Below are 18787 nucleotides of genomic sequence, written 5' to 3' on the forward strand. Positions count from 1 at the left end.
GGGTCGTACTCAGCTTGTCGCCGTCTTCTTCCGCCGGTTGGCGGCGATCTGACCGACGACGACCACCAGGACGGCGATGACGAACATCGCGGTGCCGATGACGTTGATCTGCACGGGCGTTCCCCGCTGGGCCGAACCCCAGACGAACATGGGGAAGGTGACGGTCGAGCCCGCGTTGAAGTTGGTGATGATGAAGTCGTCGAACGAGAGCGCGAAGGCGAGCAGCGCTCCGGCGGCGATACCGGGGGCGGCGATCGGCAGCGTGACCCGTACGAAGGTCTGCACCGGGCCCGCGTAGAGGTCGCGGGCGGCCTCCTCCAGGCGGGGGTCCATCGACATCACGCGGGCCTTGACGGCGGTGACGACGAACGACAGGCAGAACATGATGTGGGCGATCAGGACCGTCCAGAAGCCCAGCTCGGCGCCCATGTTGAGGAAGAGCGTGAGCAGGGAGGCGGCCATGACGACCTCGGGCATCGCCATCGGCAGGAAGATCAGCGAGTTGATGGCGCCCCGGGCGCGGAAGCGGTAGCGGACCAGCGCGAAGGCGATCATCGTGCCGAGGACCGTGGCGCCCAGGGTGGCCCAGGCGGCGATCTGGAGCGAGAGGGTCAGCGAGCTGCACAGGTCGGCGACGCCGCAGGGGTCCTTCCAGGCGTCCAGGGAGAAGCGCTGCCAGGCGTAGTTGAAGCGCCCGTTCGGCTTGTTGAACGAGAACACCATCACGACGATGTTCGGCACGATCATGTACGCGAGCGTCAGCAGGCCCGCGATGACGACGAGGTTGCGTCGTATCCAGCGCATCAGACCAGGTCCTCCGTTCCCGCACGGCGGATGTAGACGGTGACCATGATCAGCACGATCGCCATGAGGATGAAGGACAGCGCGGCCGCCGTCGGATAGTCGAGCACCCGGAGGAACTGCGACTGGATGACGTTGCCGACCATCTTGGTGTCGGTCGAGCCGAGGAGTTCGGCGTTGACGTAGTCGCCGCTCGCCGGGATGAAGGTGAGCAGGGTGCCCGAGACCACGCCCGGCATGGAGAGCGGGAAGGTCACCTTGCGGAAGGTGGTGACGGGCGAGGCGTAGAGGTCCCTGGCCGCCTCGTGCAGCCGGCCGTCGATCCGCTCCAGGGAGGTGTAGAGCGGCAGGATCATGAAGGGCAGGAAGTTGTACGTGAGGCCGCAGACCACCGCCAGGGGGGTGGCGAGGACCCGGTCGCCCTCGGTCCAGCCGAGCCAGCTGGTCACGTCGAGGACGTGCAGGGTGTTGAGGACGTCGACGACCGGGCCGCCGTCGGCGAGGATCGTCTTCCACGCCAGGGTCCGGATGAGGAAGCTGGTGAAGAAGGGCGCGATGACCAGGACGAGGAGCAGGTTGCGCCAGCGGCCGGCCTTGAAGGCGATCAGATAGGCCAGCGGGTAGCCGAGCAGCAGGCACAGAAGCGTGGCGGTACCGGCGTACAGCAGGGAGCGGACGAACTGCGGCCAGTACTCCTGGAAGGCGTCCCAGTAGGTGGGGAAGTGCCAGGTGACCTCGAAGCCCTTCTCCAGGGAGCCGGTCTGCACGGAGGTCGAGGCCTGGTAGACCATCGGCAGCGCGAAGAAGACGAGCAGCCAGATGATGCCGGGCAGGAGCAGCCAGTAGGGGACGAGCCGCTTGCGGGCGGAGGGCTTGCGCGTGACCGGTTCCCCGGCCGGTGCGGCTTCCTCCTTCGTCAGGGTGGGGGTGCTCATCCGGCGTCCTCCAGCGTCTTCACGCCGGCGTCGATGGCCTGGGCCGCGTCGAGGCCGAAGGTGTGGGCCGGATTCCAGTGCAGGACGACCTCGGCGCCGGGCGTCAGGCGCGCGTCGCGCTCGACGTTCTGCTCGTACACCTGGAGCTCCGCGCCGGCCGGCGAGTCCACCACGTACTGGGTGGAGACGCCGATGAAGGAGGAGTCGACGATCCGGCCGGTGACCCTGTTGCGGCCGTCGGCGATCGTGCCGGCGTCGTCGGCGTGCGTGAGGGCGATCTTCTCCGGGCGGACGCCGACGAGGACCTTGCCGCCGGTGCGGACCGGCGCCGTACACCGGTCGGCGGGCAGCCGGAGCTTGCCGCCGCCGGCCGTCACGACCAGGTCGGCGGCGCCGGTCTCGGCGACCTCGGCCTCGATGAGGTTGGAGGTGCCGAGGAAGTTGGCGACGAAGGTGGTGCGCGGGTTCTCGTAGAGGTCGGCGGGCGCGCCGAGCTGCTCGACCCGGCCGCCGTTCATCACCGCGACCTGGTCGGCCATGGTCATGGCCTCCTCCTGGTCGTGGGTGACGTGGACGAAGGTGATGCCGACCTCGGTCTGGATCCGCTTGAGCTCCAGCTGCATCTGGCGGCGCAGCTTGAGGTCGAGGGCGCCGAGCGGCTCGTCGAGGAGGAGGACCTGCGGGTGGTTGATGAGCGCGCGGGCCACGGCGACCCGCTGCTGCTGGCCGCCGGAGAGCTGGTGCGGCTTGTGCTTGGCCTTGTCGCCGAGCTGGACGAGGTCGAGCATGTCGCCGACCTGCTTCTTCACGGACTTGACGCCGCGCCGCCGCAGGCCGAAGGCGATGTTCTCGAATATGTCCAGGTGCGGGAAGAGCGCGTAGGACTGGAAGACGGTGTTGACCGGCCGCTTGTACGGCGGGAGGTCGGTGACGTCCTTGTCGCCGAGGAAGACGGTGCCGGTGGTGGGGTCCTCGAGACCGGCGATCATGCGCAGGGTGGTGGTCTTCCCGCAGCCGGAGGCGCCGAGGAGGGCGAAGAAGGAGCCCTGGGGGACGGTCAGGTCGAGCGGCTGGACGGCGGTGAAGGAGCCGTACGTCTTGCTGATGCCGGTGAGACGGACGTCGCCGCCGGAGTGGGTGTCAGTCATGGGTTGCGGTCCCGGTGTTCGTAAGAGGTGGACGACGGTTGCTCACGCACCGATGAGCTTGGCGAACTTCTCCTCGTACGCCGTCTCTTCCTGGCTCGTCAGCGAGCGGAAGGCGCGCGACTTCGCGGCCATGGCCTTGTCGGGGAGGATCAGCGTGTTGTTCGCGAGCTCCGGGTCGATCTTGGCGAGCTCGTCCTTCACCCCGTCGACCGGGCAGACGTAGTTGATGTACGCGGCGAGCTGGGCGGCGTTCGGAAGCTCGTAGTAGTAGTCGATGAGCTTCTCGGCGTTGGTCTTGTGCCGGGCGCCGGCCGGGACCAGGAGGTTGTCGCTGGAGGTGATGTAACCGGCCGAGGGGATGGCGAACTTGATGTCCGGGTTGTCGGCCTGCAGCTGGATGACGTCACCGGCCCAGGCGAGGCAGGCCGCGAGGTCGCCCTTGTCCAGGTCGGAGGTGTAGTCGTTGCCGGTGAAGCGCCGGATCTGCTTCTTGTCGACGCCCTTCTGCAGCCGGCCGATGGCCTGGTCGTAGTCGGCGTCGGTGAACGCGCCCGGGTCCTTGCCCATGTCGAGCAGGGTCATGCCGACCGAGTCGCGCATCTCGGTGAGGAAGCCGACCCGGCCCTTGAGGGTGGGGTCGTCCAGGAGCTGGGTCACGGAGTCGACCTTCTTCCCGCCGGTCGCCTTGGAGTTGTAGGCGATGACGGTGGAGATGCCGGTCCACGGATAGGAGTAGGCGCGGCCCGGGTCCCAGTCGGGGGTGCGGAACTGCGCGGAGAGGTTCGCGAAGGCGTGCGGGAGGTTCGACGGGTCGAGCTTCTGCGCCCAGCCGAGGCGGATGATCCGGGCGGCGAGCCAGTCGGTGACGCAGATCAGGTCGCGGCCGGTGTCCTGGCCGGCCGCGAGCTGCGGCTTGATCTTGCCGAAGAACTCGACGTTGTCGTTGATGTCCTCGGTGTACTTGACCTTGATCCCGGTGCGCCCGGTGAACGCCGTGAGGGTGGGGCGGGACTTCTCGTCCTCGCTGACGTCCATGTACTCGGTCCAGTTGGAGAAGCTGAGCTGCTTCTCCTTGGCCGAGACGTCGAGGGACGCGGGGCCCTGGCCCTCCCGCTTGGCCGGCGGGATGCCGCAGGCGCTCAGGGAGGCGAGGCCGCCGACCGTGAGCGCGCCGACGCCTCCGGCGCGCAGCATCGAACGTCGGCTGAGGGCGCCCCGGCCGCTCGTCAGGCTGCGCCGCGCCGCCGCGACCTGGGCGGCGGAGAGGCGGTCGGGCTCGTACTGCTCCATGCGCTGTGCCCTTTCGGGATGGTTTCGCCGCCGGTCGGACGGCAGGCTGCTATCGGTCCCCGAAGATCGTGCGGTGCCAGTCCTTCGCCGCCACCGCGGTGTTGTCGTACATCACGTGCTTGACCTGCGTGTACTCCTCGAAGGAGTAGGCCGACATGTCCTTTCCGAAGCCGGACGCCTTGTAGCCGCCGTGCGGCATCTCGCTGAGGATCGGGATGTGGTCGTTGACCCAGACGCAGCCCGCCTTGATCTCGCGGGTGGCGCGGCCGGTCCGGTAGACGTCGCGGCTCCAGGCGGAGGCGGCGAGGCCGTAGGGGGTGTCGTTGGCCAGCCGGATGCCCTCGTCGTCGCTGTCGAAGGGCAGGACCACGAGGACCGGTCCGAAGATCTCCGACTGCACGATCTCGCTGTCCTGCGCGGCGCCGGTGATCAGGGTCGGACGGTAGTACGCCCCGTTCTTCAGCCCGCCTCCCGGGGCTTCGCCGCCGGTGACGACGGTGGCGTAGCCGCGGGCGCGGTCGACGAAGCCGGCGACCCGGTCGCGCTGGGCGTGGCTGATCAGCGGGCCGAGGTCGGTGGCGGGGTCGAAGGGGTCGCCGAGGCGGACGCTCTCCATGAGGGCGGCGACCCGGGCGACGAAGGCGTCGAAGAGGGGGCGCTGGACGTAGGCGCGGGTGGCCGCGGTGCAGTCCTGGCCGGTGTTGATGAGCGAGGCGGCGACGGCGCCGTGGGCGGCGGCCTCCAGGTCGGCGTCGTCGAAGACGACGAAGGGGGCCTTGCCGCCGAGTTCGAGGTGGAGCCGCTTCACGGTGGAGGTGGCGATCTCGGCGACCCGCTTGCCGACCGGGGTGGAGCCGGTGAAGGAGGTCATGGCCACGTCCGGGTGGCCGACGAGGTGTTCGCCCGCTGTCCGTCCGGCGCCGGTGACGATGTTGACGACTCCGTCGGGGATGCCGGCCTCGCTCGCCGCCTGGGCGAACATCAGCGAGGTGAGCGGGGTGAGTTCGGCCGGCTTGAGGACGATCGTGTTGCCGGCGGCGATGGCCGGCAGGACCTTCCAGGCGGCCATCTGGAGGGGGTAGTTCCAGGGGGCGATGGAGCCGACGACGCCGATGGGCTCGCGCCGTACGTACGAGGTGTGGTCGCCGCTGTACTCGCCGGCGGACTGGCCCTGGAGGTGGCGGGCCGCCCCGGCGAAGAAGGCGGTGTTGTCGATCGTGCCGGGGACGTCGAACTCGGTGGAGAGCTTGATCGGCTTGCCGCACTGGAGGGACTCGGCGTGGGCGATCTCCTCGGCCCGCTCGGCGAGGACGCCCGCGAAGCGGTGCAGCGCGTCGGAGCGCTCGCCGGGGGTGGCCCCCGCCCAGCCGGGGAAGGCGTCCTTGGCTGCGGCGACGGCGGCGTCGACGTCCGCGGTGGAGGCGAGGGCGTAGGTGTACACGCTCTCGCCGGTGGCCGGGTCGACGACGCTGTGCTCCTCGCCCGAGGTTCCGGGCCGCAGTCGCCCGCCGATGTACTGTGCGCCGGCCGCGAAGCGGTCCGTCACCTGGAAGCGGTTGCCCATGACGCTCTCCGTTGTTCCAGCTCGAATTGAGTGCCGATCCTGACAGAGGACTACGTAGCCAACAAGGGATTCCGTTGTTGCCTTTTGGTTACGCGACGGAATCGGTCGACCATGTGTCGAGGGACCCGGGGAATACCCGTACGGAATGTCCGTGGCGACTGCCAGACTCGCATGCATGGGGACCATCGAGGAATTGACACAGCAGGTCAGCAGTGGTGACCGGGTGAAGTGGCTGCACTTCTGGGGGCACCGGCCGAGGCCGGACGGGGAGCTCTCGGCGAGCTGTCTGAGTCAGTGGTGGCCGTCACCCTTCGAGGTCGACGGGGTGCGGTACGCCACCGCCGAGCACTGGATGATGGCCGCCAAGGCGAGGCTCTTCGGGGACGCGGACGCCGAGCGGGCCGCGCTGGCCGCCGCCACGCCCGCCGAGGCGAAGAAGGCGGGGCGCCTGGTGCGCGGCTTCGACGACGCGGTGTGGGAGCGGGAGCGCTTCGGGATCGTCGTGGAGGGCAGCGTGCACAAGTTCTCCTCCGACGACCGGCTGCGGTGGTTCCTGCTGGGCACGCGGGGGCGGGTGCTGGTCGAGGCGAGCCCGCTGGACCGGATCTGGGGCATCGGTCTGGCCGCCGACGACTCCCGCGCCCAGGACCCGTCCCGCTGGCGCGGGCTGAACCTGCTGGGCTTCGCCCTGATGGAGGCGCGCGACCGGCTGGCCTGAGGGGCCCGACGCGCCGAGGCAGGCGCGGGAGGGGGCCGGGGCGCGCCGCGGGCGGGGGAAGCCGCGGTGCGGGAGGGGACGGGGCCGGGAACGCGGCGGGGGCGGCCCCCGGTGGGAGCCGCCCCTGTGCCGCTCCCGTACCGGGCCCGCCCCGCGTCTACCGCCCGTCGGTCACCAGGCTGGTCGCGAACGGGTCCGACGGGTCCTCCTCGAAGGTCGAGGGGTCCTGCTGGATCGCCCAGACGAAGAAGACCAGGAAGGCCGCGGCGATCAGGATCCCGATCGAGCCGAGCACGATGCCCGCGATCGCCATTCCCCGGTTGGTCGCCTCGCCCCGGCCCGCCTTCTTCACGCCGATGATCCCGAAGATCAGCGCGAGGATGCCGAGGATGCCCTGGATGCCGTACAGACAGATCCCGACGACCGAGATGATGCCGAGCACCAGCGCCGCCGTGCCCATGCCGTTGGAGGGGGCCTGCTGCCAGCCGGTCGCGCCGTAGGGCCCAGCGCCGTACGGGGCCTGACCGTAGGCGGTCTGGCCGTAGCCGGTGGAGCCGTACGCCGGGTAGGCCGGGTAGCCGTACGCGGCCGTGCCGCCGGGGGCCGTCGGCGGGGTGGGCGCCGTGGGGTAGCCGTACGTCCCGGGCGCGGCCGCGGGACCGCCGGGCGCGACCGGGGGCGGCGGCACCTGTCCGGCGCCGTCCTCCCCCGTCGGCATCGCCGTCATCGTCGGCTGGTCGTGGACCGGCGGACGGTCGTGCACCGGCGGGGTGGCCGGCTTGCCCAGCTCCACACCGTCGCGGTTCGGCGGAGCCCACGGGTCCGCCGGGTCGTACCCGCCCTGCGGCTGGTCGCTGTTGTCAGACATGGGCCTCCCCCATCGTGGTGCCGCCATGCTACGACCTCGCGTCCACGGCGGAACGGCCCGCCTACGATGATCCGATGACCGACCTGCATCCTTTCATCGCCGGGCTCCCCAAGGCCGAGCTGCACGTCCACCACGTGGGCTCCGCCTCCCCGCGGATCGTCTCCGAGCTGGCCGCCCGCCACCCCGACTCCAAGGTCCCCACCGACCCCGAGGCGCTCGTCGACTACTTCACCTTCACCGACTTCGCGCACTTCGTCGAGGTCTACCTCTCGGTCGTGGACCTCGTCCGCACCCCCGAGGACGTCCGGCTGCTGACCTTCGAGATCGCCCGCGACATGGCCCGGCAGAACATCCGGTACGCCGAGCTGACGATCACGCCGTACAGCTCCACCCGCCGCGGGATCGACGAGAAGGCCTTCATGGCCGCGATCGAGGACGCCCGCAAGGCCGCCGAGGCCGAGCTCGGCGTCGTCCTGCGCTGGTGCTTCGACATCCCCGGCGAGGCCGGCCTCGCCGCCGCCGAGGAGACCGCCCGGCTCGCCGTCGACCTGCACCCGGAGGGCCTGGTCTCCTTCGGTCTCGGCGGCCCGGAGATCGGCGTGCCGCGCCCGCAGTTCAAGCCGTACTTCGACCGCGCCATCGCGGCCGGTCTGCACTCCGCCCCGCACGCGGGCGAGACGACCGGACCGCAGACGATCTGGGACGCCCTGAACGACCTGCGCGCCGAGCGCATCGGCCACGGCACCAGCGCGGTGAAGGACCCGGCGCTGCTCGCGCACCTGGCCGAGCACCGGATCGCCCTGGAGGTCTGCCCGACCTCCAACATCGCGACCCGCGCCGTCGCGCACCTGGACGAGCACCCCCTCAAGGAGATGGTGGCCGCCGGCGTCCTCGTCACGATCAACAGCGACGACCCGCCGATGTTCGGCACCGACCTGAACAACGAGTACGCCGTCGCCGCCCGGCTCCTCGAACTCGACGAGCGCGGGGTGGCCGCCCTCGCCAAGAACGCGGTGGAGGCGTCCTTCCTCGACGCGGCCGGCAAGGCCCGGATCAGCGCCGAGATCGACACGTACACCGCCACCTGGCTGGGGCGCTGACAGCCGCCACAATGGGCCCATGGATCACGTCACTGTCGTAGGCCACCGGGGCGACCCGTACCGCGTCCGCGAGAACACCGTGCCCTCGATCGTCTCGGCGATCGAGGCCGGTGCGGACGCCGTCGAGATCGATGTACGGCTCACCGGCGACGGTGTCCCCGTCCTCCTGCACGACGACACCCTCAAGCGGCTGTGGGGGCACGACCGGCCGCTCTCCGCGCTCTCCCACGCCGAGCTGCGCGAGCTGACCGCCGACGGGGTCCCGACCCTGCGCGAGGCGCTGATCGCGGCCGGGCCGCACCGGCTGATGCTCGATCTGCCCGGCGGGAACGAGGCCTCGGTCCGCACGATCGTCGGCACGGTCCGCGAGTGCGGCGCCGCCGAGCGCGTCTACTACTGCGCGGGCGGGGTCGCCATGCTCCAGGTGCGGGCCGCCGACCCGTCCGCCGAGATCGCGCTGACCTGGAACTCGCTCGCCCCGCCGCGCCCCGCCCTGCTCGAAGCGGTCACGCCGCGCTGGCTCAACTTCCGCTTCGGCCTGGTGAGTCGGGAGCTGGTGGACGCGGTGCACCGGAACGGCCACCTCGTCTCCGCCTGGACCGCGGACACCCGGCGCAGCATGCGTAAGCTGATCGCCCACGGCGTGGACTCGATCACCACGAACCGTGTGGACGCGCTCGCCGCCGAACTGCGAAGGGATGCCCCCAGGTGACCGGCATCGAGAGAATCCGTACGGACATCGCCCACAACGCCCGGGTGTGGAACTACTGGTTGGGCGGCAAGGACAACTACCCGGTGGACCGCGCGGTCGGCGACCAGGTCACCGGCTTCTATCCCGGCATCGGCGAAGTGGCGCGCGCCGACCGGGCGTTCCTCGGCCGGGTCGTGACCCATCTGGCCACCGACGCGGGGGTGCGCCAGTTCCTCGACATCGGTACGGGACTGCCGACCGCCGACAACACCCACGAGGTCGCCCAGCGGCTGACGCCGGACGCCCGGGTGGTGTACGTCGACAACGACCCGATCGTGCTCACGCACGCCCGGGCGCTGCTGACCAGCTCCCCTGAGGGCGCCACCGAGTACGTCGACGCGGACGCCCGGCAGCCGGAGCGGATCCTGGAGGCGGCGGCGAGGACGCTGGACCTCGGTGAGCCGGTCGCGGTGATGATGCTCGGCATCCTCAACTTCGTCCTGGACACCGACGAGGCGCGGAGCGTCGTCCGGACGCTGATGGACGCGATGCCGTCGGGCAGCCATCTCGTGCTGACCCACCCGACCCTGGAGCCGGAGCTGGGCGGCGAGGGCAACGCGGCGGCGATGGAGTTCTGGAACGAGAACGCCACCCCGCCGATCACCGCCCGCACCCGCACCGAGTTCGCCTCCTTCCTCGACGGCCTGGAGATCCTGGAGCCCGGCATCGTCTCGTGCGCGAGCTGGCGCTTCGCCCCGGCGAGCGAGGTGGCCCAGTTCGGCGCGGTGGGCCGCAAGCCGTAGGGGGGCGGGGGGACGGGGAGCGCCTCGGCCCTGCTGGTGGCGGCCTACGGAGCGCCGACGGCCTGAGGCGCTTCGGCCCCGGCCGCCCCCGCCTGCGCCGCCTGCGCCGCTTCGAGGCGCTTGATCATCCTTCGTACGGCGAGCAGCGGGATCACACCGAACACCCCGAAGGCCATGTCGATGACCGACCACCAGAAGGGGATGCCCCGGACGGGGCCGCAGATCAGGGCGAGCGGGATGATCCCCGCGCAGGCGATCATCCCGAACTCGATCACCCAGATGTTCCGTACGGGATCGCGGTAGGGGCCGTAGAACGCGACGGCGATGACGAGGTGTGCGAAGGCCAGCCAGTCGGTGCCGTACAGCAGGAACGGGTACGCCGCGTCGGCGGCGTCGAGCCCGTCCCGGACGCGCTGGATCCACTCCAGGAGCCCGGGGAAGAGCTCCGCGACCGGGGCCGCCCAGGAGGTCAGCGCCTCCTCGGCCAGGCGGAGTTCGGTGACGAGCGGGAAGGCGGTGAGCCCGCTGAGCACCAGGCAGACGATGAAGACGACCAGCCACACACGGATACGCCTGAGAAGGGCTCTCGGCCCCTTGGCCTCGTTCATGACAACACCCTACGCCCGCCATGAACGCGTTCAAAAACGGGGTGGCCGGTCGCCCCGGCGCGACGGCGGCCCGTCAGAGGCCGACGATCGCGTTCCACCGCTTCGCGAACTCCGACCGCTCCTCGGAGGTGACGTCCCGGGGGATCGCGAGCCGCGCCCGCATCGCGTCGTCGGGGAAGATCAGCGGGTCCTCGGCGAGGGCCGCCCGTTCCTCGTCGCCGGAGTCGGCGAGGAGGTCACGGGCCGCCGGGACCGGGCAGACGTAGTTGACCCAGGCGGCGAGTTCGGCGGCGACCTCGGGCCGGTAGTAGTGGTCGATCAGCGCCTCGGCGTTGGCCTTGTGCGCGGCGAGGTTGGGGACCAGCAGGGACTCCGCCCACAGCTCGGCACCCTCCTCGGGGACGACGAACTCGATGTCGGGGTTGTCGGCCTGGAGCTGGACGACGTCGCCGGAGTACGCCTGGCAGGCCAGGACGTCCCCGCTGGAGAGGTCCTTGATGTAGTCGTTGCCGGTGAAGCGCCGGATGTGCTTCCTGCGCAGCAGCCCCTCGACCTGTTCGCAGAGCGCGTGGAAGTCGTCGCCGGTCCAGCGGGTCACGTCGACGCCGTTCCCCTGCATCAGCAGCGCGAAGGACTCGTCGAGCCCGGAGAGGAGCGTGACCTTGCCCCGCAGGTCGTCGGCCCACAGGTCCTTCGTGGACCGGATCTCCCGGCCGAGCCTCCTGCGGTCGTACGCGATGCCGGTGATCCCGGACTGCCAGGGCACGGTGTGCAGCCGGCCCTCGTCGAACGCGGGGGAACGCAGCTGCGGGTCCAGGTGCGCGGAGACGTTCGGCTGCTTCGCCCGGTCCATCCGCTGCGCCCAGCCGAGGCGGACGAAGCGGGCGGCCATCCAGTCGCTGACGACGATCAGGTCCCGGCCGGTCTCCTGATGGTTCATCAGGGCCGGGCCGATCTTGCCGAAGAACTCGTCGTTGTCGTTGATCTCCTCGGTGTACCGGACGGCTATCCCGGTCCGCGCGGAGAAGGCGTCGAGGGTGGGCCGCCGCTGGGTGCCCTCGTCGGTGTCGATGTAGAGCGGCCAGTTGGCGAAGTCCAGGGAGCGGTCGCGCGCGGACAGGTCCCGGCCGGCCCGCTCCCCCGGCTCGACGTAGGCGGACGGCACCCCGCAGCCGGCGAGCAGGGCCCCGGCTCCGACGCCGCCCATCCCGCGCAGCACGGACCGGCGGGACACGTTCTTCCTCGCTGTCGCTCTCATCCGAGCAGCATCGCGGGCGGGCCCCGGCGGAACAATGGACGGTCCGTCGACACAACGACCGCGGCCCCGACACCCTGTCGATCGGGGTGCCGGGGCCGCGGGCCGGGATCGTGACGATCAGCCCAGGGACGTCATCACGTGCTTGACGCGCGTGTAGTCCTCGAAGCCGTACGCCGAGAGGTCCTTGCCGTAGCCGGACTTCTTGAAGCCGCCGTGCGGCATCTCCGCGACGAGCGGGATGTGGGTGTTGATCCAGACGCAGCCGAAGTCCAGCGAGCGGGACATGCGCATGGCGCGCGCGTGGTCCTTCGTCCAGACCGAGGAGGCCAGGGCGAACTCGACGCCGTTGGCGTACTCCAGGGCCTGCTCCTCGTCACGGAACGACTGCACCGTGATGACCGGGCCGAAGACCTCGTTCTGGATGATCTCGTCGTCCTGCTTGAGGCCGGAGACGACGGTCGGGGCGTAGAAGTAGCCCTTGTCGCCGACCTGGTGGCCGCCGGCCTCGACCTTGGCGTGGGCCGGGAGGCGGTCGATGAAGCCGGAGACCTGCTTCAGCTGGTTGGCGTTGTTCAGCGGGCCGTACAGCACGTCCTCGTCGTCCGGCTGCCCCGTCTTGGTGTCGGCGGCGGCCTTGGCGAGCTGCTGGACGAACTCGTCGTGGATCGACTCGTGGACGAGGACGCGGGTCGCGGCCGTACAGTCCTGGCCGGCGTTGAAGAAGCCCGCCACGGAGATGTCCTCGACGGCCTTGGCGATGTCGGTGTCCTCGAAGACGACGACCGGGGCCTTGCCGCCCAGCTCCAGGTGGACCCGCTTGACGTCCTTGGCCGCCGACTCGGCGACCTGCATGCCGGCGCGTACCGAACCGGTGATGGAGGCCATCGCCGGGGTCGGGTGCTCGACCATCGCGCGGCCGGTCTCGCGGTCGCCGCAGACGACGTTGAAGACGCCCTTGGGGACGATCTTGCCGATGATCTCGGCGATGACGACGGTCGACGCGGGGGTCGTGTCCGACGGCTTGAGGACGACCGTGTTGCCCGCGGCGAGCGCCGGGGCGAACTTCCAGACGGCCATCATCATGGGGTAGTTCCACGGCGCGACCTGGGCGCAGACGCCCACGGGCTCGCGGCGGACGATGGAGGTCAGACCCTCCATGTACTCGCCGGCCGAGCGGCCTTCGAGCAGCCGGGCGGCGCCCGCGAAGAAGCGGATCTGGTCCACCATGGGCGGGATCTCCTCGCTCGCGGTGAGGGCGACCGGCTTGCCGGTGTTCTCGACCTCGGCGGCGATCAGGTCCTCGGCGCGCTCCTCGAAGGCGTCCGCGATCTTGAGGAGGACCTTCTGGCGCTCGGCGGGCGTGGTGTCGCGCCAGGCCGGGAACGCGGCCGCGGCGGCCTCCATGGCGGCGTCGACGTCCGCCTGACCGGAGAGCGGGGACGTGGCGTAGGCCTCGCCCGTGGCCGGGTTGACCACCTCGATGGTCCGCCCGTCGGCGGCGTCCCGGAACTCCCCGTTGATGTAGTTACGCAGCCGGCGCAGCTCGGTGGTCACTTGCCACCCCTCCTGTCGTTCAGAGTTCGATCTGTCCCGATGGATGAGACACCACCACAGTAGTCGCTCGGCGGACGCTTTCGACAGGCCCACCCGCTCGCAACTTCGGATTCAGTGCCTTGCGCAAGTCGAAACAACGAATTACATCGCTCACGGCTTGCCAGACAGACGAGTCTCGGTGCACAGTGAGGTTGTGGCCAGTCAAAGCACGAACTCCAGGACCGCATCCGGTTCGTCCCCGACGATCGATGCCGTATCCCTGGCGATCATCGAGCAGCTCCAGGAGGACGGTCGCCGTCCGTACGCCGCCATAGGCAAGGCCGTGGGCCTCTCCGAGGCGGCCGTCCGGCAGCGCGTCCAGAAGCTGCTCGACCAGGGCGTCATGCAGATCGTCGCCGTCACCGACCCGCTCACCGTGGGGTTCCGGCGGCAGGCGATGGTCGGCATCAACGTCGAGGGCGACCTCGATCCGGTCGCCGACGCGCTGACTGCCATGGCCGAATGCGAGTACGTGGTGATGACCGCGGGCTCCTTCGACCTGATGGTGGAGGTCGTCTGTGAGGACGACGACCACCTGCTGGATGTGATCAACAAGCGCATCCGCACCCTCCCCGGCGTGCGCTCCACCGAGAGCTTCGTCTACCTCAAGCTCAAGAAGCAGACCTATATGTGGGGAACCCGATAGCCGTGAGCAAGGACCTCTCCAAGACCGCGTACGACCACCTGTGGATGCACTTCACCCGCATGTCGTCGTACGAGAACTCGCCCGTCCCCACCATCGTGCGTGGTGAGGGCACCTACATCTTCGACGACAAGGGCAAGCGCTACCTCGACGGTCTCGCGGGCCTCTTCGTGGTCAACGCCGGACACGGCCGCCAGGAGCTGGCCGAGGTCGCGTACAAGCAGGCCCAGGAGCTCGCGTTCTTCCCCGTGTGGTCGTACGCGCACCCCAAGGCCGTCGAGCTCGCCGAGCGGCTGGCGCACTACGCCCCGGGCGACCTGAACAAGGTCTTCTTCACCACCGGTGGCGGCGAGGCCGTCGAGACCGCCTGGAAGCTCGCCAAGCAGTACTTCAAGCTGCAGGGCAAGCACACCAAGTACAAGGTCATCTCGCGCGCGGTGGCCTACCACGGCACCCCGCAGGGCGCCCTGTCCATCACCGGCCTGCCGGCCCTGAAGGCCCCCTTCGAGCCGCTGGTCCCCGGCGCGCACAAGGTGCCGAACACCAACATCTACCGCGCCCCGATCCACGGCGACGACCCCGAGGCCTTCGGCCGCTGGGCCGCCGACCAGATCGAGCAGCAGATCCTCTTCGAGGGCCCCGAGACCGTCGCGGCCGTCTTCCTGGAGCCGGTGCAGAACGCCGGCGGCTGCTTCCCGCCGCCGCCCGGGTACTTCCAGCGGGTCCGCGAGATCTGCGACCAGTACGACGTGCTCCTCGTCTCCGACGAGACGATCTGCGCCTTCGGCCGCCTCGGCACGATGTTCGCCTGTGACAAGTTCGGCTACGTCCCGGACATGATCACCTGCGCCAAGGGCATGACCTCGGGCTACTCCCCGATCGGCGCCTGCATCGTCTCGGACCGCCTCGCGGAGCCGTTCTACAAGGGCGACAACACCTTCCTGCACGGCTACACCTTCGGTGGCCACCCGGTGTCGTCGGCGGTCGCGATCGCCAACCTCGACATCTTCGACAAGGAAGGCCTGAACCAGCACGTGCTGGACCAGGAGGGCAACTTCTTCGACACCCTGAAGAAGCTGCACGACCTGCCCATCGTCGGCGACGTCCGCGGCAACGGCTTCTTCTACGGCATCGAGCTCGTGAAGGACAAGGCCACCAAGGAGTCCTTCACGGACGAGGAGACCGAGCGCGTGCTCTACGGCTTCCTCTCCAAGGCGCTCTACGAGAACGGCCTGTACTGCCGGGCCGACGACCGCGGCGACCCGGTCATCCAGCTGGCCCCGCCGCTCATCGCCGACCAGGGCACCTTCGACGAGATCGAGGGCATCCTGCGCGCGGTGCTCACCGAGGCCTGGACCAAGCTCTGAGCCTCCCCGCGGGACCTCACGCCGCCCTCACGGCGTGACCTCCGGCCCGGGCGTGCCGCCATCCGAGTGGATGGCGGCGGCCCGGGCCGCGTGCTGTCCGTACAAACGGATCTGAATCCTTACGGTGCCCAGTGACCCGAAGGCCGTCCTTTCGTTCCCCCGTACGGGGGAACACGGGGGACCAGACATCAGATCCGACTTCGATCGACCTCGAGGTGTACGCGATGGCCCCACCGGACAACGACGTGCTCTGGGCGCGTTCCCTGCACTACTCCCTGGAAGGCTCCACCGCGCTCAGCGGCGTCTCCCTCGGGGTCCGCGAGGGCGAGATCCTCGCCCTGGTCGGCCCGCGCGGCAGCGGCAAGACGGCCCTCATGCACTGCCTCTCCGGCCAGGCCGTCGCCCAGCAGGGCGAGGTCTGGTTCAACAGCAGCCCCGTGCACACCCTCAACCAGGCCCAGCGCGAGCGGCTGCGGCGGGAACGCTTCGGCTGGATCGGACCCGAGCCCGGCCTGGTCCCCGAGCTCACCGCCTGGGAGAACGCCGCCCTGCCCCTGCTGCTGCGCGGCGTCTCGCACCGGACGGCCAGGACCACCGCCCTGGAGTGGCTGGAGCGGCTCGACATCGGCATGTGCGCGCGCAAGCGCCCGCACGCCCTCACCCAGTCGCAGCGCCAGCGGATCGCCATCACCCGGGCCCTGGTCACCATCCCCTCGGTGCTCTTCGCCGACGAGCCGACCGCCGCCCTGCACCAGGCCGACGGGTCGCAGGTGCTGCGCACCCTGACGGCGGCGGCCCGCTCGCACGACATCACCGTGCTGCTCGCCACCCACGACACCGAGGTGGCCGCCCTCGCCGACCGCTCGGTCGCCCTCCTCGACGGGCGCCGGGTGAACGGCGCGGAGCCCACGACCGGGGCGGAGGGCGTCACCACGTGCTCGCTCTCCGTCTAGTCCGCGGAACGCACCCCGTCGTCCTGCTGCGGCGGCTCCTGGTCGCCGCCGCGTCCGCGGGCGTCGGCTTCCTGCTGCTGTGCACGCTGGGGTACGCCCTCGGCCACCCCGCCGACTCGGCCGCCTCCACCCTGCGCCTGCTGTGGTGCGTGATCCCCCTGGCGGCGACCGTGTACTTCGCGGTGGCGGTGGCCCGTACGGACCCCAGCACCCGGCCCCGGCCCGGACTCTCCGCGATCGGGCTCGGCCCCGCCCGGCTGACGGCCGTGGCCGCCGCGTCGACAGCGGTCGCCTGCACCCTCGGCTCGGCGGTCGCGCTGCTGTTCTTCCTGCACCTGCGCGGCGACATCACCGGGCTGCCCTTCGACGGGGCGGCCGCCGACCTGCTGGCCGCCGGGCAGCCGCTCCCGGTGGCCGCCGCGCTCACCCTCCTCGCGATCCTGCCGGTGACCGCCTCGACGGCGGCCGCGCTGGCCCTGCGGCCGAGGAAGGAGGTCGTCACGGAGGGCGCGCCGAAGACCGCGCCGTCCGGCCTGCCCTGGGGCGTGGCGCTGCTCGCCGTGGGCCTCGCGGTCGAGACGTACGCCGGGCAGGGCGACGGGGACCGGGCGTTCCCCCTGCCCGGACGCTTCGAGGGCAGCCCCGGGGGCGTGCTCGCCGGCTGGATCATCACCGCGGTCGGCCTGGCGATGGCGGGACCGGGCATCACCCACTGGTGCGGCCGGCTCCTCCAGTCCGTCCGCCCGGGCGCGGTCCGGCTGCTGGCCGGCCGGGTCCTGATGGACGAGTCGCGCCGGATCGGACGACCGCTGGGCGTGGTCTGCGCGGTGGGCTCCGGCGGCCTCGCGGCGGCCACGCTGTACGACGCGGGCACGGGCGACTTCGGACTGCTCACGGGCCTGGGCGCCGGCCTCGTGATCGCCTGCACGACGGCGACGCTGCTGACGGCGGCCCTCGAGTCCAAGCAGTGCCGCGCCCACACGACCGCGGCCCTGCTGCGCCTCGGCGCCCCGCCGACGGTGCTCCGCACGGCGGCACTGCTCCGCGCGGGCGTCCTGCTCGCGGTGTTCCTCCCCCTGACCTGGCTGATCGCCGAACTGGCGGCGGTCCCGCTGCGGTGACCCCGGCGGCGCGCCCGGCGTCCGGGGAACCCGAGTAATCGTTCCTGCCGGGGGGCGCGGCGCGGGGTCCCGTACGGGCGCGGTCCCGGGGTTTCCCCGTACGGGCGGGTTTCGGGGTCCGTACGGGTGCGGCGGGGGCCCCGGGGAGAGCGCCGGGTGGGTCCGCCTATCGTGGGGCCATGGCCCGTCCCCACTCGCTCGAGATCCACGACCAGCGGGAGTTCGCCGACGCCGTCGCGCGCGGCTCCCTGGTCGGCCACCGGATCCAGTCGCTCGACCTGACCGGGGAGACGGCCGCACTGCTGTCCGTCCCGGCCACGGGCGCGGTCTTCCTCGGCTGCCCGATGCGGCCCGACGCCGCCGCCAAGGTCCGCGCGGAAGGGGCCCTGGTCTTCCCGCCCGTACCGGACCTCCCGTTCGACCCGTACCGCGCGCGGCTCTACTCCCCCGACGGTCTCTTCGCCGGCGTCGAGGAGGAGGGGTACGAGGCGACCCCCGACGCCCTCGCGTACGCGTGGTTCCAGCGGACGAAGGCGGACGGCGACGTCTTCGCGTCGATGCTGCGCGCGATCCACGACGACGCGATCTCCGACGCGCTGGACGAGCTCCTCGCCGGCGCCCGGGTCGTCGGGGTGATGGGCGGCCACGCGATGGCCCGGGGCACGGACGCGTACGCCGGGGCCGCCCGGCTCGGGCGGGCGCTGGCCCGCACCGGCCTCACCGTGGCGACCGGCGGCGGCCCCGGCGCGATGGAGGCCGCGAACCTGGGCGCGTACACCGCGCCGCTCGCCGACCCCGTCCTCGACGAGGCGCTCGAACTCCTCGCGAAGGCACCGTCGTTCACGCCGTCGGTCACGGAGTGGGCGCGGGCCGCGTTCGAGGTGCGGGCCCGGTGGCCGCGGGGCGGCGACTCGGTCGGCATCCCCACCTGGTTCTACGGCCACGAGCCGCCGAACGCCTTCGCCGGTCACATCGCGAAGTACTTCGCGAACGCCACCCGCGAGGACGGGCTGCTCGCGCGGTGCGGCGGCGGGGTGGTCTTCCTGCCGGGCGCGGCCGGCACGGTCCAGGAGATCTTCGACGACGCGACGCCGAACTACTACGAGTCCCGGGGCGAGCCGACCCCGATGGTGCTGGTCGACCGCGCCCACTGGACGGAGCGGCTGCCCGCCTGGCCGCTGCTGTGCGCCCTGGCGGCGGACCGGCCGATGGCGGCCCGGATCGCCCTGGTCGACTCCATCGACGAGGCCCCGGAGGCGCTGCGTCGCCTGACGGCCGCGCGGTAGTCGCACGGGTCCCTGCCGGCCCCGGTTCGGCGACCTCCGC

The 18787-nt window shown here is 71.1% G+C and carries 18 protein-coding genes; 9 read left to right on the top strand and 9 right to left on the bottom strand.

The annotated features are described in order from the left end of the window. Nucleotides 1-9: 9 nt before the first annotated feature. From ACFZBD_RS10485 to ACFZBD_RS10505, 5 genes are read right to left on the bottom strand one after another with little or no spacing between them, the layout of a single operon-like run. Nucleotides 10-804 carry an ABC transporter permease subunit gene (locus tag ACFZBD_RS10485; protein ID WP_391138740.1) on the bottom strand — a complete coding sequence of 265 codons (795 nt, stop codon included), beginning with the start codon at nucleotides 802-804 and terminating at the stop codon, nucleotides 10-12. Then, nucleotides 804-1736, bottom strand: coding sequence for an ABC transporter permease subunit (locus ACFZBD_RS10490; protein WP_391138742.1), 933 nt, complete (start codon nucleotides 1734-1736; stop codon nucleotides 804-806). The genes ACFZBD_RS10485 and ACFZBD_RS10490 overlap by 1 nt, the downstream gene beginning before the upstream one ends. Continuing rightward, nucleotides 1733-2884 carry a polyamine ABC transporter ATP-binding protein gene (locus tag ACFZBD_RS10495; protein ID WP_391138744.1) on the bottom strand — a complete coding sequence of 384 codons (1152 nt, stop codon included), beginning with the start codon at nucleotides 2882-2884 and terminating at the stop codon, nucleotides 1733-1735. Before ACFZBD_RS10495 ends, ACFZBD_RS10490 begins: the two co-directional genes overlap by 4 nt. A gap of 42 nt (nucleotides 2885-2926) precedes the next feature. After that, on the bottom strand, nucleotides 2927-4174 hold the full coding sequence (locus ACFZBD_RS10500; protein ID WP_391138746.1) for an extracellular solute-binding protein: 1248 nt from the start codon (nucleotides 4172-4174) through the stop codon (nucleotides 2927-2929). A gap of 49 nt (nucleotides 4175-4223) precedes the next feature. After that, nucleotides 4224-5738, bottom strand: coding sequence for an aminobutyraldehyde dehydrogenase (locus tag ACFZBD_RS10505; protein WP_391138748.1), 1515 nt, complete (start codon nucleotides 5736-5738; stop codon nucleotides 4224-4226). Nucleotides 5739-5913: 175 nt separating this feature from the next. On the opposite strand from ACFZBD_RS10505, the gene ACFZBD_RS10510 reads away from it, so the two are divergent. Further along, nucleotides 5914-6456: an NADAR domain-containing protein gene (locus tag ACFZBD_RS10510; RefSeq protein WP_391138750.1), complete on the top strand. Its 543-nt coding sequence runs from the start codon at nucleotides 5914-5916 to the stop codon at nucleotides 6454-6456. Nucleotides 6457-6613: 157 nt separating this feature from the next. On the opposite strand, the gene ACFZBD_RS10515 is transcribed toward ACFZBD_RS10510, so the two are convergent. Then, entirely contained in the window at nucleotides 6614-7324 is a 711-nt protein-coding gene (locus tag ACFZBD_RS10515; RefSeq protein ID WP_391138752.1) for a DUF4190 domain-containing protein, read from the bottom strand. A gap of 74 nt (nucleotides 7325-7398) precedes the next feature. On the opposite strand from ACFZBD_RS10515, the gene ACFZBD_RS10520 reads away from it, so the two are divergent. Genes ACFZBD_RS10520 through ACFZBD_RS10530 form a run of 3 tightly spaced genes read left to right on the top strand, consistent with a single transcriptional unit; the run spans nucleotide 7399 to nucleotide 9918 of the window. Continuing rightward, nucleotides 7399-8424, top strand: coding sequence for an adenosine deaminase (locus tag ACFZBD_RS10520; RefSeq protein WP_391138754.1), 1026 nt, complete (start codon nucleotides 7399-7401; stop codon nucleotides 8422-8424). 19 nt (nucleotides 8425-8443) lie between these two features. Further along, nucleotides 8444-9136: a glycerophosphodiester phosphodiesterase family protein gene (locus ACFZBD_RS10525; RefSeq protein ID WP_391138756.1), complete on the top strand. Its 693-nt coding sequence runs from the start codon at nucleotides 8444-8446 to the stop codon at nucleotides 9134-9136. Beyond that, the gene (locus ACFZBD_RS10530) at nucleotides 9133-9918 is read left to right on the top strand and encodes an SAM-dependent methyltransferase (RefSeq protein WP_391138758.1); all 786 of its coding nucleotides are present in this window, start codon (nucleotides 9133-9135) and stop codon (nucleotides 9916-9918) included. Before ACFZBD_RS10525 ends, ACFZBD_RS10530 begins: the two co-directional genes overlap by 4 nt. A gap of 44 nt (nucleotides 9919-9962) precedes the next feature. Here ACFZBD_RS10530 and ACFZBD_RS10535 read toward each other — a convergent pair whose 3' ends face one another. The 3 genes from ACFZBD_RS10535 to ACFZBD_RS10545 all read right to left on the bottom strand — a co-directional run bounded on the left by ACFZBD_RS10535 (nucleotide 9963) and on the right by ACFZBD_RS10545 (nucleotide 13338). Beyond that, nucleotides 9963-10526: a hypothetical protein gene (locus ACFZBD_RS10535; RefSeq protein ID WP_391138760.1), complete on the bottom strand. Its 564-nt coding sequence runs from the start codon at nucleotides 10524-10526 to the stop codon at nucleotides 9963-9965. 73 nt (nucleotides 10527-10599) lie between these two features. Continuing rightward, the gene (locus ACFZBD_RS10540) at nucleotides 10600-11784 is read right to left on the bottom strand and encodes an extracellular solute-binding protein (protein WP_391138763.1); all 1185 of its coding nucleotides are present in this window, start codon (nucleotides 11782-11784) and stop codon (nucleotides 10600-10602) included. Nucleotides 11785-11901: 117 nt separating this feature from the next. Then, nucleotides 11902-13338: an aminobutyraldehyde dehydrogenase gene (locus ACFZBD_RS10545; RefSeq protein ID WP_391138765.1), complete on the bottom strand. Its 1437-nt coding sequence runs from the start codon at nucleotides 13336-13338 to the stop codon at nucleotides 11902-11904. Nucleotides 13339-13516: 178 nt separating this feature from the next. Between ACFZBD_RS10545 and ACFZBD_RS10550 the strand changes: the two genes are divergently transcribed. The 5 genes from ACFZBD_RS10550 to ACFZBD_RS10570 all read left to right on the top strand — a co-directional run bounded on the left by ACFZBD_RS10550 (nucleotide 13517) and on the right by ACFZBD_RS10570 (nucleotide 18747). Continuing rightward, complete coding sequence (locus ACFZBD_RS10550; RefSeq protein WP_365720598.1) at nucleotides 13517-14023, top strand: Lrp/AsnC family transcriptional regulator; 507 nt, start codon at nucleotides 13517-13519, stop codon at nucleotides 14021-14023. After that, complete coding sequence (locus ACFZBD_RS10555) at nucleotides 14008-15387, top strand: aspartate aminotransferase family protein (protein WP_391138768.1); 1380 nt, start codon at nucleotides 14008-14010, stop codon at nucleotides 15385-15387. Before ACFZBD_RS10550 ends, ACFZBD_RS10555 begins: the two co-directional genes overlap by 16 nt. 224 nt (nucleotides 15388-15611) lie before the next feature. Beyond that, the gene (locus ACFZBD_RS10560) at nucleotides 15612-16340 is read left to right on the top strand and encodes an ATP-binding cassette domain-containing protein (RefSeq protein WP_391138770.1); all 729 of its coding nucleotides are present in this window, start codon (nucleotides 15612-15614) and stop codon (nucleotides 16338-16340) included. Continuing rightward, the gene (locus tag ACFZBD_RS10565; RefSeq protein WP_391138772.1) at nucleotides 16322-17461 is read left to right on the top strand and encodes a hypothetical protein; all 1140 of its coding nucleotides are present in this window, start codon (nucleotides 16322-16324) and stop codon (nucleotides 17459-17461) included. The genes ACFZBD_RS10560 and ACFZBD_RS10565 overlap by 19 nt, the downstream gene beginning before the upstream one ends. Nucleotides 17462-17640: 179 nt before the next feature. After that, nucleotides 17641-18747 carry an LOG family protein gene (locus ACFZBD_RS10570; RefSeq protein WP_391138774.1) on the top strand — a complete coding sequence of 369 codons (1107 nt, stop codon included), beginning with the start codon at nucleotides 17641-17643 and terminating at the stop codon, nucleotides 18745-18747. The last annotated feature ends 40 nt before the right edge of the window (nucleotides 18748-18787 follow it).

It is taken from the genome of Streptomyces sp. NPDC008121 (genome assembly GCF_042957155.1).
GTDB lineage: Bacteria > Actinomycetota > Actinomycetes > Streptomycetales > Streptomycetaceae > Streptomyces.